General features: G+C 38.0%; 13 protein-coding genes. 10 read left to right on the top strand and 3 right to left on the bottom strand.

What is annotated here, in order from left to right; all coding sequences use genetic code 11:
• Nucleotides 1–67: 67 nt before the first annotated feature.
• The 3 genes from BLR37_RS23665 to purN form a co-directional block, all read right to left on the bottom strand.
• Nucleotides 68–1,090, bottom strand: coding sequence for a rod shape-determining protein (locus tag BLR37_RS23665; RefSeq protein ID WP_039478263.1), 1,023 nt, complete (start codon nt 1,088–1,090; stop codon nt 68–70).
• 211 nt (nt 1,091–1,301) lie between these two features.
• The gene (gene purH / locus BLR37_RS23660) at nt 1,302–2,828 is read right to left on the bottom strand and encodes a bifunctional phosphoribosylaminoimidazolecarboxamide formyltransferase/IMP cyclohydrolase (RefSeq protein WP_090773012.1); all 1,527 of its coding nucleotides are present in this window, start codon (nt 2,826–2,828) and stop codon (nt 1,302–1,304) included.
• A 342-nt stretch (nt 2,829–3,170) separates the two neighbouring features.
• Nucleotides 3,171–3,749 carry a phosphoribosylglycinamide formyltransferase gene (gene purN, locus BLR37_RS23655; RefSeq protein ID WP_090773010.1) on the bottom strand — a complete coding sequence of 193 codons (579 nt, stop codon included), beginning with the start codon at nt 3,747–3,749 and terminating at the stop codon, nt 3,171–3,173.
• 243 nt (nt 3,750–3,992) lie between these two features.
• Between purN and rpsT the strand changes: the two genes are divergently transcribed.
• The 10 genes from rpsT to BLR37_RS23605 all read left to right on the top strand — a co-directional run bounded on the left by rpsT (nt 3,993) and on the right by BLR37_RS23605 (nt 16,208).
• Complete coding sequence (rpsT, locus tag BLR37_RS23650) at nt 3,993–4,247, top strand: 30S ribosomal protein S20 (protein ID WP_029277289.1); 255 nt, start codon at nt 3,993–3,995, stop codon at nt 4,245–4,247.
• Between the two features lie 71 nt (nt 4,248–4,318).
• Nucleotides 4,319–5,017, top strand: a complete 699-nt coding sequence (gene radC, locus BLR37_RS23645) for a RadC family protein (protein ID WP_090773008.1) — start codon at nt 4,319–4,321, stop codon at nt 5,015–5,017.
• 107 nt (nt 5,018–5,124) lie between these two features.
• A complete protein-coding gene (locus BLR37_RS23640; protein WP_090773090.1) occupies nt 5,125–5,961 on the top strand; it encodes an endonuclease/exonuclease/phosphatase family protein in 837 nt (278 codons plus the stop codon).
• 258 nt (nt 5,962–6,219) lie between these two features.
• The gene (pheT, locus tag BLR37_RS23635) at nt 6,220–8,619 is read left to right on the top strand and encodes a phenylalanine--tRNA ligase subunit beta (protein ID WP_090773007.1); all 2,400 of its coding nucleotides are present in this window, start codon (nt 6,220–6,222) and stop codon (nt 8,617–8,619) included.
• A gap of 31 nt (nt 8,620–8,650) precedes the next feature.
• Nucleotides 8,651–8,941, top strand: a complete 291-nt coding sequence (locus tag BLR37_RS23630; RefSeq protein ID WP_039478279.1) for a hypothetical protein — start codon at nt 8,651–8,653, stop codon at nt 8,939–8,941.
• A 34-nt stretch (nt 8,942–8,975) separates the two neighbouring features.
• On the top strand, nt 8,976–9,266 hold the full coding sequence (locus BLR37_RS23625; RefSeq protein ID WP_039478281.1) for a cell division protein ZapA: 291 nt from the start codon (nt 8,976–8,978) through the stop codon (nt 9,264–9,266).
• 324 nt (nt 9,267–9,590) lie between these two features.
• Nucleotides 9,591–11,162: a ribonuclease Y gene (rny, locus tag BLR37_RS23620; protein WP_039478282.1), complete on the top strand. Its 1,572-nt coding sequence runs from the start codon at nt 9,591–9,593 to the stop codon at nt 11,160–11,162.
• A gap of 89 nt (nt 11,163–11,251) precedes the next feature.
• Nucleotides 11,252–11,767, top strand: a complete 516-nt coding sequence (locus BLR37_RS23615) for an Mpo1 family 2-hydroxy fatty acid dioxygenase (protein ID WP_090773005.1) — start codon at nt 11,252–11,254, stop codon at nt 11,765–11,767.
• A 111-nt stretch (nt 11,768–11,878) separates the two neighbouring features.
• The gene (locus BLR37_RS23610) at nt 11,879–14,674 is read left to right on the top strand and encodes a TonB-dependent receptor (protein ID WP_244154747.1); all 2,796 of its coding nucleotides are present in this window, start codon (nt 11,879–11,881) and stop codon (nt 14,672–14,674) included.
• Between the two features lie 85 nt (nt 14,675–14,759).
• Nucleotides 14,760–16,208: a hypothetical protein gene (locus tag BLR37_RS23605; RefSeq protein WP_090773003.1), complete on the top strand. Its 1,449-nt coding sequence runs from the start codon at nt 14,760–14,762 to the stop codon at nt 16,206–16,208.
• The last annotated feature ends 507 nt before the right edge of the window (nt 16,209–16,715 follow it).

Below are 16,715 nucleotides of genomic sequence, written 5' to 3'. Positions count from 1 at the left end.
ATGAGTTAAAAGTTTGATGTAGGAGTGGAAAACTCCAAACTCAAAACCCTCAACTCCAAACTAAATGTTATTGCATCAAGAATTTATATCCGCCAATATTTTTTAAGGCGATACCAGTACCGCGAACTACTGCACGAAGCGGATCTTCTGCCACGTGTACCGGTAATTTTGTTTTAGCAGCCACACGTTTGTCTAATCCTCTTAATAAGGCACCACCACCTGTTAAATAAATACCGGTTTGGTAAATATCGGCAGAAAGTTCAGGAGGGGTAATCTCCAATGCTTTTAAAATCGCTTCTTCAATTTTAGAGATCGATTTATCCAGACAGTGTGCAATTTCGGTATAAGAAACTGTAATTTGTTTAGGTACACCGGTCATTAAATCACGACCTTGAACAGCAAAGTCAGAAGGGGCATCCTGTAATTCAGGTAAAGCTGCACCAACTTCGATTTTAATTTTCTCAGCAGTACGGTCACCAATCATAATGTTGTGCTGGCGACGGATATAGTTTACAATGTCAGAGTCGAAGTTATCTCCTGCAACGCGGATTGATTGATCGCAAACAATACCAGACAAAGCAATTACCGCAATCTCGGTAGTACCACCACCGATATCGATAATCATATTACCCATAGGTTCTTCCACATCGATACCAATACCTACAGCAGCAGCCATTGGCTCATGTATTAAGTAAACTTCTTTAGCACCGGCAATCTCGGCCGAGTCGCGTACTGCACGTTTTTCTACCTCGGTAATACCAGATGGGATACAAATTACCATACGTAACGACGGGAACATCCAGCCTTTACCACCGTTAAGCATGCGGATCATACCTTTAATCATGGCTTCAGCAGCGTTGAAATCGGCAATTACACCATCCTTTAGCGGACGAACGGTTTTAATATTATCGTGGGTTTTACCCTCCATTTGCATGGCCTGGCGACCAATTGCAATAACTTTGTTTGTAGTGCGGTCAAAAGCAACAATTGATGGCTCATCCACCACCACTTTGTCGTTATGTATAATTAGGGTATTCGCAGTGCCCAAATCAATGGCAACTTCTTGCGTAAACCAGTTAAATAATCCCATGTATGAGGTATGTTTCTTTAATTTTAATAAATGTATACTATTCCTAATGTAAAAATAGCTTTTTTATTGTTTTAACTTCTATTTTCTTTAAGCATTAAATTGTTTTTTAGGCAATTAAAATGTTTTAGGAAATTAAAGTTTAAATAAATTCAAAAAGACTAACGCTTATGCAGGGTGCTTTAAGCTTTAGTCTTTCAGCTTTATGCTTATATTAGTGTTTAAAGTGTCTTACACCAGTGGTAACCATAGCAATACCTTTCTCGTTTGCTTTTGCAACAGAATCGGCATCTTTAATTGATCCACCTGGTTGTAAAACCGCGGTAATTCCTGCGTCGGCAGCAATTTCAACACAATCAGGGAAAGGGAAGAAGGCGTCAGAAGCCATTGCAGCACCTTGTACACTGAAACCAAATGAAGCCGCTTTTTCGATCGCTTGTCTTAAAGCATCCACACGTGAGGTTTGGCCAACACCGCTTGCAATTAACACGTCATTCTTAACCAAAACAATAGTGTTCGATTTAGTGTGTTTTACAATTTTATTAGCGAAATATAAATCTTTTAATTCTTGTGCAGTAGGTGCTTTATCGGTAACGGTTGTCATTTGCTCCGGACCCTCGATAATTAAATCTTTATCCTGCTCAATTACGCCGTTTAATAAGGTTTTAAATTGTTTTTTGCTCAACTCAACCTCATTGCGTTTTAAAATTACGCGGTTTTTCTTTTTGCTGAACAACTCAACAGCTTCTGGCTGGTAAGCAGGTGCAATCAATACTTCAAAAAACAGGTTGTTAATTTCTTCAGCTGTAGCTAAATCAACTTCAACGTTGGTAATTAAAACACCACCGAAAGCAGAAACCGGATCGCAGGCTAAGGCATCAATCCAGGCTTGTTTTACGGTTGGGCGTGAAGCAATACCGCAAGCGTTGGTATGTTTTAAGATTGCAAAGGTTGGATCCTGGAATTCGTCAATTAAGGCAACAGCGGCATCCACATCAACCAAATTGTTGTAAGAAAGTTCTTTACCGTTTAATTTGGTAAACATAGCTTCTAAGTCGCCATAAAATACAGCTCCCTGGTGAGGGTTTTCGCCATAACGCAAAGTTTTAGCTTCAGTTACGCTTTGTTTAAAAACATCAAGTGGCTCTTCCTGGTTAAAATAGTTGAAAATAGCCGTATCGTAGTGCGAAGAAGTATGGAATGCAGTTTTAGCAAACGATTTACGCTGTGCTAAAGTAGTTTCGCCATTTTGCGCTTCTAATTGTGCCTGTAAGGTAGGGTAGTCGTTTTTCGATGCAATGATAACCACATCGTTAAAGTTTTTCGCCGCTGCACGGATTAATGAAATACCACCGATATCGATTTTTTCGATAATCTCTTCAGGTGTGCCGCCAGCTTTTACGGTTTCTTCAAATGGGTATAAATCAACAATTACCAGATCAATTTCCGGAATTTCATATTCAGCAATCTGCTCCTGGTCGCCGGTTAAAGCCCTGCGGTTTAAAATACCGCCAAATACTTTTGGGTGTAAAGTTTTAACACGTCCGCCTAAAATAGAAGGATATCCTGTTAAATCCTCAACCGCCGTAACCGGAAGGTTTAAATCTTTGATAAATTGTTCGGTTCCACCTGTAGAGAATAACTGTACTCCCTGTGCGGCTAACAATTTTACCAATGGTTCTAAACCATCTTTATAATATACTGAAATTAAAGCGTTTTTAATCTTAATTGGCTGACTCATTTTACTGTAAATTTTGAGCCGCAAAGGTAGTAAAACAGGATTGTTTTTTTATTATGTTTTATTGGTAAAAAATTACCTGCCAGATTAAAAAAACAAAAAGAATATTTTGATCTGTTAAATGTTGCTAAATTACTAGTTATAAATGTTTAAGTAGTCGCCGATATGATGATTTTAAGTAATTAAGCAAAAATCTGTTTTTAAGGTTGACAGTTGAGTTTAAAACCGGCTTACACTATTATATGTATATGCTTTGCATTATAAGTATAAGGTATAACAAAAAATACCTGCATTTAGTCAGGCTAATGCAGTTGAACAATACCAGTTATAATCTGCGGATGATGGTTATTTGCTGATTTTCTTTACAATGCTTTCAACAACGCGCGGATAGTGCTGATGCTCCAGTTGTTGCCCCTTAAATTTAACCATCTCCAAACTGTCGTTTTTGTCGATCTTATAACGGGCCTGGTAAATGTATTCGCCTTCATCGTAATTTTCGTTAACGTAATGAATGGTGATACCACCTTCAGATTCGCCGGCAGCAATTACAGCATTGTGTACATGGTCGCCATACATACCCTTACCTCCAAATTTGGGTAAAATAGCAGGGTGTATATTGACAATGCGGCCAGGGTAGGCGTGGATTAAGCTTTTAGGAATAAGCCAAAGGAAGCCTGCAAGCACAATGAAATCTATTTCCAGATTCTTGAGCAGTTCTATTACCTCATCGGTTTTATAAAACTCATTTTTATCGAAAACATGGGTAGGGATTTCAAAGTTGTCGGCTCTTTGTAATACATAGGCTTCGGCATTATTGGTTAGTACCAAAGAAATTTCTATCTCATTACTCCGCTTGAAATGCTCCATCAGTTTCTGGGCATTTGAGCCAGAACCTGATGCAAAGATGGCTATTCGTTTTTTCACTCAAAAAGGGTTTTGCCCAAAAATAGTATTTTTAGGGCTGTTTTCTTAATCGAAATTAATTTTTATTGTAAGCGCTTAAAGTATTATTAATGAATAAATTTAGTGTATTTTTGCGGTTCGGTAAGCGGGCTGAATTTTAGTAAATAAAAAAGTTAAAAGTGTTTTGTATTTTTAAAACATTAATTCTATATTTGCAACCCGAATTATAGGAAACGATTAAGAAAAATAAAAGGCTAAATAGAAATGGCAAATCATAAATCTTCATTAAAAAGAATTAGAGCAAACGCAACAAAACGTTTACGTAACAGATATCAGGCAAAAACTACACGTACTTTCATTAAAAGATTACGTGCTGCAGAAGACAAAAAATCTGCTTCTGATTTATTGCCTAAAGTAATCTCTATGTTAGATCGTTTAGCTAAAAAGAACATCATCCACAAAAACAAAGCGGCTAACAACAAATCAAAATTAACGAAATTCGTTAACGGTTTAAAATAAGCCAATTTTTTTACGATATTAGTAAAAGGCATCCCAACCAAAAGTTGGGATGCCTTTTTTTGTCGAAAAAAATGGAAAACAACAAACAAAAGTTAGGCATTAAGTTATGGGCTGAGGCCGACCGGCCTCGCGAAAGGCTTTTGCAACATGGCAGAAGGTATTTAACAGATGCCGAATTAATTGCCATTCTAATCGGTTCTGGCAATAAGAATGAAACGGCCCTTGATCTCAGCAAACGGATTCTGGCTTTTTACGATAACAATTTAGTTCGGCTGGGCAAGGCTTCTATTCAGGAACTATCCAGGTTTAAGGGAATTGGTGAAGCAAAAGCACTTACGATTATCGCTGCACTGGAATTGGGTTTGCGCCGCAAAGAGACCGACGATGAACAGGTTGTGCAGGTTACTACAGCCAGGCAGGCCTATAATTATATGCACCAGACTTTCGAAGATCTTCATTACGAAGAATTTTGGATACTGCTTTTAAACAGGTCAAATCACGTAATTGGTAAATTCCAAATCAGCAAAGGCGGGCAGGCCGGAACCATCGCCGATCCGAAAATCATCTTTAAAATCGCCCTCGAAAATAATGCAGCAAATACCATATTGGCCCACAACCATCCGTCAGGTAATTTAAAGCCAAGCGATAGCGACAATAAACTTACGCGCGATCTTGTTGCATCGGGCCGAATGCTTGGTCTTTTTGTGGTCGATCACATTATTTTTGCCCGTAACAATTATTATAGTTACAGGGATGAAGATTTAATTTAAAAATATATTAACTGGGTAAAGTAGAATTAATCTTAAATTGTTATCATCGCAGCTTATTAAATTTATGCGCCGGAATGGCGACAGTGATTAAGCACAATTATACACAAATGAAAAGATTATTAATTCTTCCTATTGCCCTGTTGCTAACAGTGGCAGCTTTTGCCCAGAAAAAGGGTACACCTGTTAATATTATAACCTATAATATCCGTTTAAATGTTGCATCAGATGGGGTAAATGCCTGGCCTAATCGTAAAGATAATGTTAAGGCCCTGGTGAAATTTCACGATGCCGATATTCTTTGCGTTCAGGAAGCCTTGCCCGAGCAATTTGATGCTTTACTGGAAGATTCAAATTTTGATGTGGTAGGTGTAGGCCGTGACGACGGCAAAAGAAAAGGCGAATTCTCTGCAGTTTATTATGATAAAGACCGTTTTACTAAAAAAGATGGTGGAACTTTCTGGTTATCAGAAACACCTGATGTGCCATCAAAAGGCTGGGATGCTGCGCTTAACCGGGTGTGTAGCTGGGTAAGGCTGTATGATAAACTGAATAAAAAAGAGTTTCTGGTTTTTAATACGCACTACGATCATATTGGCGTTCAGGCCAGAATTGAATCGGCCAAATTATTAAAGCAAAAAATACAGCAAATTGCCCCAACTCTGCCTGTTGTTTTTACAGGCGATTTAAATGTAACACCAGAAACTGAAGCCATTGCGACCATCAAATCCTTCCTGATTGATGCAAAAGAAGTTTCGGCCGAAAAACCTTACGGACCAACCGGTACTTTTAATGCTTTTCACTTTGATAGCGACTTGAAAGACCGTATCGATTACATTTTTGTAAACAAAGGATTTAAAGTGCAGAAGTTTGCTGTACTATCAGATAGTAAGGAGAAAAGATATTACTCAGATCATTTACCTGTTTTTGCCAGACTTTGGTTTTAGGAGGGGTAGAGTTGTCGACTTTTAATAGCAAACAGGCAATTAAAGTCGACAACTCTTCAAAAGTAGGTTGATATCAGGTCTACGTTGATATGGACCACGTAACATCAATGCCAGGTCCATCATACCTCTTCCATTTTCCATCATTTATTCCCGTTTGGCTTTCTCCTTTTGGCTTTAAATAATATCTTTGCGTTTTAATAAATTGATTATCCTTTGGGCTTGTCCCAATACGAGATACTCACTACTTGATTCTCTAAAATGAAAATATCATATAACTGGTTAAAACAATTTGTACAAATAGACAAAACTCCTCAGGAACTTTCGTTAATCCTCACCAATGTAGGTTTGGAGGTAGAAAGTGTAGAAAAAGTGCAGCCTGTTGTGGGCGGCTTAGAGGGTTTGGTTATTGGCGAAGTATTAACCTGTGTGCAGCATCCTAATGCCGATCGTTTACGTGTAACTACTGTAAATGTTGGCGGAACTGAAAACCTTCAGATTGTTTGTGGCGCACCTAACGTAGCTGCCGGACAAAAAGTAGTTGTGGCTACCGTGGGTACAACCGTTTATCCTTTAGAAGGCGAACCTTTTAAAATCAAAGAATCAAAAATCAGGGGAGAACTTTCGCAGGGGATGATCTGTGCTGAAGATGAAATTGGTTTGGGTAAATCGCACGATGGAATTATGGTTTTAGCTGAAGATACCGAAGTGGGAATCAAGGCTAAAGATCATTTCAAAATGGACGATGATTATGTTTTCGAAATCGGGTTAACACCTAACCGTGCCGATGCGGCTTCGCATTTAGGTGTAGCCAGAGATTTGGCCGCTTATTTCAGAAGCGAATACGAAATTCCTGATCTTACTGCTTTTAAAACAGACAACGAAAATCTGGTTATTCCGGTAGAGGTTGAAGATTTAGAGGCATGCCCGCGTTATAGCAGTGTTACCATTTCTGGTGTAACCGTTACTGAATCGCCTGAGTGGTTAAAAGATAAGCTTAAAGTAATTGGCCTGCGTCCGATTAATAATGTGGTAGATATTACCAATTATGTATTGCATGGCTTAGGTCAGCCGCTACATGCTTTCGATGCCGATAAAATTGCCGGTGGAAAAGTGATTGTTAAAAAAGTTGCTGAGGGTACACCTTTTGTAACGCTTGATGATGTTGAGCGTAAATTAAGTGCAGACGATTTAATGATCTGCAATACAGAAGCGCCAATGTGTATAGCTGGTGTTTTTGGTGGAAAAACTTCGGGTGTAGATACCGAAACCAAGAATATCTTTTTAGAGAGTGCTTACTTTAATGCAGTTTCTGTACGTAAAACAGCTAAAAGACACGGATTAAAAACCGATGCTTCTTTCCGTTTTGAGCGTGGTACCGATCCTGAAATTACCGTTACTGCATTAAAATATGCGGCTTTATTGATTAAAGAACTGGCAGGCGGCGAAATTTCTTCTTCAGTTTCTGATATTTATCCAAAACACATTCGTCCGTTTGAGTTTGAGGTAAGTTATACCAATATCAATAAGTTGATTGGGGCCAATATTCCATCAGCAGAAATTAAACACATTATTACCGCTTTAGGTATCTCAGCTACCAGTACTTCTGATGATACCCTGGCTTTAAGAGTACCTTCATTTAAAGTAGATGTAACGCGTGAGTGCGATATTACCGAAGAGGTTTTGCGTATTTATGGATATAATAATATCGAGATCCCGGCTAAGGTAAATGCCTCTTTATCTTATAGCATTAAGCCAGAGAAAGAGAATACGCACAATACTGTTGCCGATATGCTTAGTGCTAACGGTTATGCAGAGATTTTGTGTAATTCGTTAACCAAGTCGGCCTATTCGAAAAAGATAGATGAAGCTGTATTTATTTTAAATCCGCTCAGCAGCGATTTAAATGTAATGCGTCAGAATTTGTTGATGCCTGCATTAGAAAGTGTAGCTTATAATCAGAACCGTAAAAATGCGGATGTGAAGTTTTACGAATTCGGTAAAACCTATCACCTGATTAACGGACAGTATGTGGAGCGTCCGCGGTTATTGTTGTTGATTTCAGGTGCAAAACAAGGCGAGCAATGGAACCAGAATTCGAAACCAGCTACATTTTACAACTTAAAATCGGCTGTTGATGCCATTATTGCCCGTTTAGGGATTACGACTTACCAAAGCGATGCTTTAATGAATGAGGATTTTGCTTATGGCATTAAGTATTTCCGTGGCGATAAAACATTGGTAAGTTTCGGAGCAGTTTCAAAGGCAGATCGTAAGGTGGCTGATGTAAATGCTGAAGTTTTCTACGCTGATTTTGACTGGGCAGTTTTGCTCGATATCGTGAAGAAAAATAAAATCGTTCACAAAGATGTTGCAAAATATCCGCAGGTACGCCGCGATCTTTCTTTATTAATCGATCAGCAGGTTACTTTCGATACTTTAAAAGGTATTGCCTTTAAAACCGATAAGAAGCTGATTAAAGAAGTTGGCGTTTTTGACGTGTATGTGGGCGATAAATTGCCAAATGGTAAAAAATCTTATGCATTAAATTTCATTTTACAGGATGAGGAGCAGACCTTAACCGACAAACAGATTGAAAATACCATGCAGAAATTAATCGCGAATTTAACTGCACAAGCTGGCGCAGAAATTAGGAAATAAAATATAAATTCGTATTTTTAGAAATAAATTCATGGCTTCTGTTGCAGATCAATTAGATAAAGTATTACAAAAAACGGCTCAAGTATTGGAGTTATGTAATGCGCTACAGGAAGAAAATGATTTATTAAAGCTTGAAAATCAATCGTTAAAAGTTGCGGTCGATACGGCGAAAGGCAAAAATGTAGAACTTGAAGAGAAATTAAGGGTTACAAAACTGGCCAAAAGTATTGAGGGAGCAAGTGAGAAATCGCTTGACATTAAACAAAAAATTAACGATTTTGTGCGGGAGATTGATAAAAGTATCGCATTATTGAAAAAATAAATGATGCGGGGAAATCAGAAACTAAGCTAAACAAATGGGAGAAATCTCGATTAAAATAACCATTTCCGACCGTATTTATCCACTGAAGGTAAATATGGAAGAGGAAGAGATTGTGAGACGGGCAGCAAAAATGATCAATGAGCGCATAAAAGATTATCAGGATAATTATGCGGTTAGAGATAAGCAGGACCTTCTTTCTATGGCTGTGCTACATTATGCAACGGCTGTATTAAGAACAGAAAATAAAGTACAAAACCAGGATACTGCTGTTGCCGATAAAGTCGAAGAATTGGATGTTTTACTCAATAATTTCTTTGCAAAATAGGATCGTTCTTTATATTTTTTGTCGTACTGAATGCAATGAAGGAACTTGGGCGTTGTCTCCGGTTTCTGGAGTAGTTTTAGCGCCATGCGCCATGCTCTATTCGCCAGTTCGACAGAACACATATTAGCACAAAAATATAGCCGCAGCTAGTTTTTGAGTTTCAAATTTTATAAAACTTAACACTTCAATATCTATAGGGTTAAGAGGGCGTATTTCATTTGCTTTGCACCTGAAAATGGCTTAAACCCTAATTATGCTTAGTTGAGGTTTAAAATGTATGAGACTTTAAAAATTAGTTGCGGTTTTTTTTACTTAAAAAACAAAATGGAAATAGTTGAAATATTAGGATACGTGTTTGCCGTAATTGCAGGTATCGCTATCGGAGTAGTGGTGGGAAGATTCCTCCTGCGTAACTTACTGAAACAGCAGGAAGTGGCTGCTCAGAACAAGGTAAAGAAGATTTTAAAAGATGCAGAAAATAATGCCGAAATCTTAAAAAAGAACAAATTACTCGAAGCCAAAGAGAAATTTTTACAGTTAAAAGCTGAACACGAGCAGGAAGTAAACGCTAAAAATAACACCATAAACCAGCGCGAAAACACCATTAAACAAAAAGAGCAATCGGTGAACCAGCGTATGGAAAACTTCAATAAGAAAGAACAGGAGCTGGACAGGCAAAAAAGTAACCTCGAAAAGCAAACTGATCTTGCCCTTAAAAAACAAGACGAAGTTGAAGTGTTGAAAAATCAGCACCTTAAACAACTGGAAACTATCGCAGGTCTTTCAGCCGAAGAGGCAAAAGAACAATTGGTAGAAAACCTGAAACAGGAGGCCCGTACACAGGCCATGATGCAGGTGAAAGATATTGTAGATGAAGCCAAATTAACAGCAAGTAAAGAAGCTAAAAAGGTAGTAATCCAAACCATTCAACGTACAGCTACTGAGGCGGCGATCGAAAATTCGGTTTCTATTTTCCATATCGAAAGCGATGAAATTAAAGGTCGCGTAATTGGTAGGGAAGGTAGAAATATCCGTGCACTCGAAGCAGCTACAGGTATCGAAATTATTGTAGATGATACTCCTGAGGCCATTATTTTATCTGGTTTCGATCCGGTAAGAAGAGAAATTGCCCGTCTCGCTTTACACCGTTTAGTAACCGATGGTCGTATTCACCCGGCCCGTATTGAAGAAATTGTAGCCAAAACCAAAAAGCAAATCGAAGATGAGATTGTAGAGATTGGCGAGCGTACCGTAATTGATTTGGGTATTCACGGTTTACACCCTGAGCTGATCAGAATGGTTGGCCGTATGCGTTACCGTTCGTCTTACGGTCAGAATTTGTTGCACCACTCTCGTGAGGTAGCTAATTTCTGTGCTACCATGGCTGCCGAGTTAGGCTTAAATGCAAAAATGGCTAAGCGTGCCGGTTTATTACACGATATAGGTAAAGTGCCTGATGATAACCCTGAATTACCACACGCGATTTTAGGTATGCAACTGGCAGAAAAATATAAAGAACACCCTGAAATTTGCAATGCCATTGGTGCTCACCACGATGAAATCGAAATGACATCGATGATCTCACCAATTATCCAGGCTTGCGATGCCATTTCAGGTGCACGTCCTGGTGCCCGTAGAGAGGTTGTTGAAAGCTACATTAAACGTTTGAAAGATTTAGAAGAACTGGCTTTATCTTATCCGGGTGTAGAAAAAACTTTCGCCATACAGGCAGGTAGAGAATTACGCGTAATTGTAGAAAGCGAACGCATTACCGATGCACAGGCCGAATTACTGGCAGCTGATATTTCTACCCGTATCCAAACCGAAATGACTTATCCGGGTCAAATCAAAGTTACAGTAATCAGGGAAACCCGTTCGGTAGCTTTTGCGAAGTAATACTTTTAAGATCTTATAGGTTTTAAAAACCTATAAGGTCTCTTATATAAAGCGATGGATATTCCGTCGCTTTTTTTTATTTTTACATAATGAGCAAACAAACCATACCATTAGAACCCAAACGTCCGGTTGATGTACTTTTCGATAAATATGCCGAGAGTCATCAAAACCCAACCAATAAACTGGTGCACTGGATTTGCGTACCTTTAATTGTGTTTAGCCTACTGGGCTTAGTGTGGCAAATTCCTTTTCCGCATATTGGTTTTTTAGGGAGTTACAATGGTTTTTTCAACTGGGCCTCTTTTCTGCTGGCCTTTAGCTTATATTATTATTTTACCTTATCACCCGTATTGTTCTTCTTAATGATTTGGGTGGTGGGTATTATGAGCTATCTCATTGTTAAAATAGAGCAGGCTGTTGGCCTGGGTACTGGGGCGGCTTATGGTATTTATGCAGCAATATTTGTAGCCGCATGGATCGGGCAGTTTATCGGCCATAAAATTGAAGGGAAAAAACCATCCTTTCTGGATGACGTTAAATTCCTGTTAATCGGCCCAATCTGGTTATTGCACTTTATTTGCAAGAAAACCGGTATTAAATATTAAAATGAGTGAGGTTAACATTAAATTAACTTTTAAATAAACTAAGCTTAATTAACATCTAACATATAGCTAACATTGTGGTAATAGCTTTGCCTAAAATTAAATACAGGCAAATTGGACTTAATCACAATTTTTAGAAGAACAGCACTGACTGTGCTGGTTTTATTTCTTGGCATAACAGCTTATGCGCAAACAGGCAAAATTTCGGGTGTTGTATCAGATAAAAAAACAGGCGAAACACTAATTGGTGTAACTGTTAAAATTAAAGGTACTACCAAAGGCGTTTCAACAGATGTTGATGGTAAATATGTCCTTCAGGCCATGGCCAATGGCAAGCATACCCTTGAATTTTCTTACGTAGGGTACCAAACCAAAGAAGTATCTGATGTAGAAGTAAAAGGACCATCAGTTACCAGTTTAAATATTGTGCTGAGCGAAGCCGGTGGGCAAAACCTACAGGAGGTTGTAGTAAAAGCAAGCTTTAAACAGGAATCAGTTAATTCTTTATACGCACAGCAAAAAAACAGTGCTTTAATTTCTGACGGTATTTCTAGCGATCAGATTAAAAAATCACCAGATAAAAATACTTCTGATGTTTTAAAGCGGATTAGTGGTGCTACTATTCAGGATAACAAATTCGTAGTTGTTCGTGGTTTAAGTGACCGTTATAACACTGCCACTTTAGATGGATCTACATTACCAAGTACGGAAGCAAACAGAAAAGCTTTCTCTTTTGATATTGTTCCTTCTAACCTGGTTGATAAAATTACCATCAGCAAAACAGCTACTCCTGATTTACCTGCAGACTTTGCTGGTGGAGCGGTTCAGATTTTAACTAAAGATATCCCAGATCAGAATTTCTTTTCTATCGGAGTTGGCTACGGTTACAACAGTCAATCTACATTTAAAGATTTTCTTGGTACTAAGAAAAATGCACTGGCTTATTTAGGCTATGAGGATGGTTCGAAGCAACTGGCCGAAAACTTTCCAAGCCGTGAGGCAATTTCTAAAGGGACATTATCACCTTCAAAGAACATTGCTGCTTTAAAATCATTACCCAATGATTATGCTATTAAGAATACAAGTGCTTTACCTACACAGAATTATCAATTTAATTTAGGCCGGGTAAAACATTTTGAAAGTGGAAATAGCTTTGGAGCAACATTGTCAGCAACTTATAGAAATTCACAAACTATAAATCAAGATGTTGAACGTAATTTTTACGTTTACGATTATAGAGATAACCAGTACAAGTTTTCTACAAACTTAGGCGCTTTAGCTAATTTTGCTTACAGTTTCGGTAAGAATAAAATCAGCTTTAAAAATATCTACAATAAAAATTACGACGATAACTATACTGTACGTACTGGTTTAAGGGAAAAAACCGTATTAAACCAATTTTATGCCTATGATATCATGCAGAAGTCGCTTTTTAAAACAACTTTAGAAGGTGATCATCAAATTGGCGAAGGAAACAATAAGTTAAAATGGACGGCATCTTACAGTAACATTGGAAATAATCAACCTAATCAGTTAAAAATTAATTATCAGAAACCGTTATCTGCTCAGAATGATCCATCTGTTCCTTACCAAGCAAACATAACTTCTTTAGGAAAAGATAACACCAGATTGTTTTCAGATCTAAATGAAAATATCTACTCAGGCGATGTAAATTACAACACACCATTTAAACTGTTTGATGCATCAACAACCATGAAGGTTGGTTTAGGTTCACAATACCGCGAGCGTACCTTTGATGCCCGTTTTATTGGTGCTCAGTTAACCACAAATGATCCACAATTACAACCAATGATTAGAAGTTTACCGATTACGGAAATATTCTCTCAATCATTGTTTGAATCGGGTGTATATAAAATTGATGAAGTAGGGTTAGAGTTGGATAGTTATAAAGCTAATTCTTTTACCAATTATGGGTATTTAATGCTTGATCAAAAGTTCGGCGAAAATTTTAGAGCAGTTTATGGAGCCAGGGTAGAAAACTACAATGTACAATTGTTAAATACAATTAAAACGTATGTAGACGATACACAGCTAGATGTTCTTCCGTCAGTTAATTTAACATATAGCTTAACAAAAAAGGCAAATTTACGTGCTTCATATTACCGTACCTTAGCGAGACCAGAATTTAGAGAGCTTTCGTTATCGTCATATTATGATTATGAGCAATTAGCGAATATCCAAGGTAATCCAAATTTAAAAAGATCGCTCATTGATAATGCCGATTTAAGGTATGAAATCTATCCGGAGGCAGGGCAGTTATTCTCAATTTCAGCATTTTATAAGCACTTTACCAATGCAATTGAGTCTTATCGCTATGACGTATTATCAACACCCGATATTTCTTTTTTCAATACGCCAAAAGCATACGCTTACGGTCTTGAGTTAGAGGCGAGGAAGAATTTGAACTTTATTAACGAAAGTGATTTCTTTAAAAATACAACTGCATATTTCAATTTATCACTGATCAAATCGAAGGTTACTAACCCTACAGATCAGGATTATATAGATAAAACGCGTCCAATGGTTGGTCAGTCACCTTATTTGATCAATGCTGGTTTGCAGCACAGTGCACTTGATAATAAATTAACTTTCAATATCCTTTATAATAAAATAGGAAGAAGAATTGTGCAAGCTGGTGGTATCCGTTTTCCTAGTACCTGGGAAAATCCAAGAGACGTGTTAGATCTGCAGGTAAGCTATAAAGTGCTGAAATCTAAAGGTGAGTTTAAGTTAAATGCTGGTGATATTTTAAATCAAAGAAGCATAATCTATTTCGATTACAATGGTGATAAAAAATATAACGGAAGCGTTGGTGATGGTGGAGATGAGACAATGATGTCATATAAGCCGGGGACAAACATTTCATTATCATTTAACTACACATTCTAGTCTTTAACAATATGTTAACAGGATATTAATCCACAAGAAAAATTAAAAATCTCTATTTGTAAATAAAAATATTAAATAAGAAAAAATGAAAAACCAATTTTTACTACTTGCTTTGTCAGTAGTTTTATTTTCAACTTCTTGTAAAAAGAACGTAATTGTTGAAGGCCCTTCAACCGAAACTCCAACAAACAATACAAACGTTGTAGAAGTTTCTGGCGAGATCTCAGCTAATACAACCTGGTCTGCAAGTAAAATCTATTTATTAAAAGGCTTTGTATTTGTAAGCGGCGGTGCTACTTTAACCATCGAACCAGGTACAATTATCAAAGGTGATAAAGCTTCGAAAGGTACTTTAATTATTACCCGTGGCGCTAAAATCAATGCAACTGGTACTGTTGATAAACCAATTGTATTTACATCTGCTTTAAATGCTGGTGCACGTAGTCAGGGAGATTGGGGTGGTGTTATCTTATTGGGTAAAGCACCGGTTAATCAAGGTACTGACGTTAAAATTGAAGGTGGTTTAGTACAACCAACTGGTAAAGACGAAAAAGCTTACATTTTTTACGGTGGAACAGACGCAGCTGATAACTCTGGTACAATGAAATATGTACGTATCGAGTTTGGCGGTATTGCTTATTCAGTTGATAACGAGATTAACGGTTTAACCATGGGCGGTGTTGGTTCAGGTACTACTTTAGATTATATCCAGGTTTACCGTTCAGGTGACGATGCTTTCGAATGGTTTGGTGGTACAGTAAACGCAAAACACTTATTAGCTATCGGTACCTGGGATGATGATTTCGATACAGATTTTGGTTATTCAGGTAATGTTCAGTTTGCTTTGGCACAACGTGTTGCAACTGTTGCCGATCAATCGCAATCAAATGGTTTCGAATCTGATAACAACGGAACAGGTACAGATCAAACGCCTAAAACTTCTGCTGTTTTCTCAAACGTTACGATTTTAGGCCCGATTAAAAAAGCTGGTGATTCATATAACGCAAACTATTACCACGGTGCTCAAATCCGTCGTAACTCTTCAATCAGCATTTTAAACTCTGTAATTTCAGGTTTCCCTATCGGAATTTATGTTGATGATACTAAAGTGGTAACTGCTGGTTCTACTTCTACCAACTTTATCTCAGGTTCAGCTGTTTTTGCTAACAACCTGGTTTATGGTAGCAAAACTGATATCAGTGTAAGTACAGCTGGTGTTGCGACTCAGGTTACTGATCTTTTAAAATTAACCAGTACTTTTGATGGTAGCAAATATGCAAGTTCATTATTTGCAAATCCTTATATCTACGGAACAGACTTCGCTGCTGCTGGTGCTGCGGGAAATGCTGATTTCACATTATCTACTGGTTCTGCTGCTGCAACTGGTGCTGCATTTACAAATGCAAAAGTATCAGGCGCATTCTTTGATAAAGTAGATTACAGAGGTGCTTTTGGTACAACAAACTGGGCTTCTGGTTGGGCACAAGTTGATGCACAAACTTTAGCTTACACTACTCCAGGTGCTGTTAAATAATTTGAGTTAAAAACTAATATGGAAAAAGGCCGGAATCACTTCCGGCCTTTTTTTGTTTTTAGTGCGCCGGGCATGGCAATCGACTATAGGGTTAGAGTCCCGAACACGCTTAGCAGTAGGAAGTGTTAGCTTAAGACAAGGGTGTCGTGGGTGACTGCGAATCTGAAGGAAGTCGGCGGCAAATATGGGGGCCTACGAACAGAAACTGTATATAAGGCGGATTTAGTCCGGGTGATGTTGCTAACCAAACAGAAGCCCAATACTGCACGGGGACTATTACGTAAATACAGGGGCCACATCCATAGGAAGTAGATTGTCTTACCCCGGGAGATCTGAATGAGTTCTGTCAAGAGTAAGCGCGATTACAGGAGAAGAAACATTTAGCAGTGATGCTAAATGCCTCAATCAGAAGTCAGCAGCGGTAGTAGTACTGCAATACAAATGCAGGAAGGACTGAATGTTGGGATGGCAAAGGAAACAGGAAGTTTATGGCAGAGCGTTTACAGC

It is taken from the genome of Pedobacter soli (genome assembly GCF_900101435.1).
GTDB lineage: Bacteria > Bacteroidota > Bacteroidia > Sphingobacteriales > Sphingobacteriaceae > Pedobacter > Pedobacter soli.
Note: the sequence above shows the minus strand (reverse complement) of the source record. Positions and strands in the feature narration are given on the sequence as shown.

What these genes read in the sequence shown, in the direction of transcription:
- BLR37_RS23665 (WP_039478263.1), bottom strand. Translation starts at nt 1,090, where the DNA reads ATGGGATTATTTAACTGGTTTACGCAAGAAGTTGCCATTGATTTGGGC.
- purH (WP_090773012.1), bottom strand. Translation starts at nt 2,828, where the DNA reads ATGAGTCAGCCAATTAAGATTAAAAACGCTTTAATTTCAGTATATTAT.
- rpsT (WP_029277289.1), top strand. Translation starts at nt 3,993, where the DNA reads ATGGCAAATCATAAATCTTCATTAAAAAGAATTAGAGCAAACGCAACA.
- radC (WP_090773008.1), top strand. Translation starts at nt 4,319, where the DNA reads ATGGAAAACAACAAACAAAAGTTAGGCATTAAGTTATGGGCTGAGGCC.
- BLR37_RS23640 (WP_090773090.1), top strand. Translation starts at nt 5,125, where the DNA reads ATGAAAAGATTATTAATTCTTCCTATTGCCCTGTTGCTAACAGTGGCA.
- pheT (WP_090773007.1), top strand. Translation starts at nt 6,220, where the DNA reads ATGAAAATATCATATAACTGGTTAAAACAATTTGTACAAATAGACAAA.
- BLR37_RS23630 (WP_039478279.1), top strand. Translation starts at nt 8,651, where the DNA reads ATGGCTTCTGTTGCAGATCAATTAGATAAAGTATTACAAAAAACGGCT.
- BLR37_RS23625 (WP_039478281.1), top strand. Translation starts at nt 8,976, where the DNA reads ATGGGAGAAATCTCGATTAAAATAACCATTTCCGACCGTATTTATCCA.
- rny (WP_039478282.1), top strand. Translation starts at nt 9,591, where the DNA reads ATGGAAATAGTTGAAATATTAGGATACGTGTTTGCCGTAATTGCAGGT.
- BLR37_RS23615 (WP_090773005.1), top strand. Translation starts at nt 11,252, where the DNA reads ATGAGCAAACAAACCATACCATTAGAACCCAAACGTCCGGTTGATGTA.
- BLR37_RS23605 (WP_090773003.1), top strand. Translation starts at nt 14,760, where the DNA reads ATGAAAAACCAATTTTTACTACTTGCTTTGTCAGTAGTTTTATTTTCA.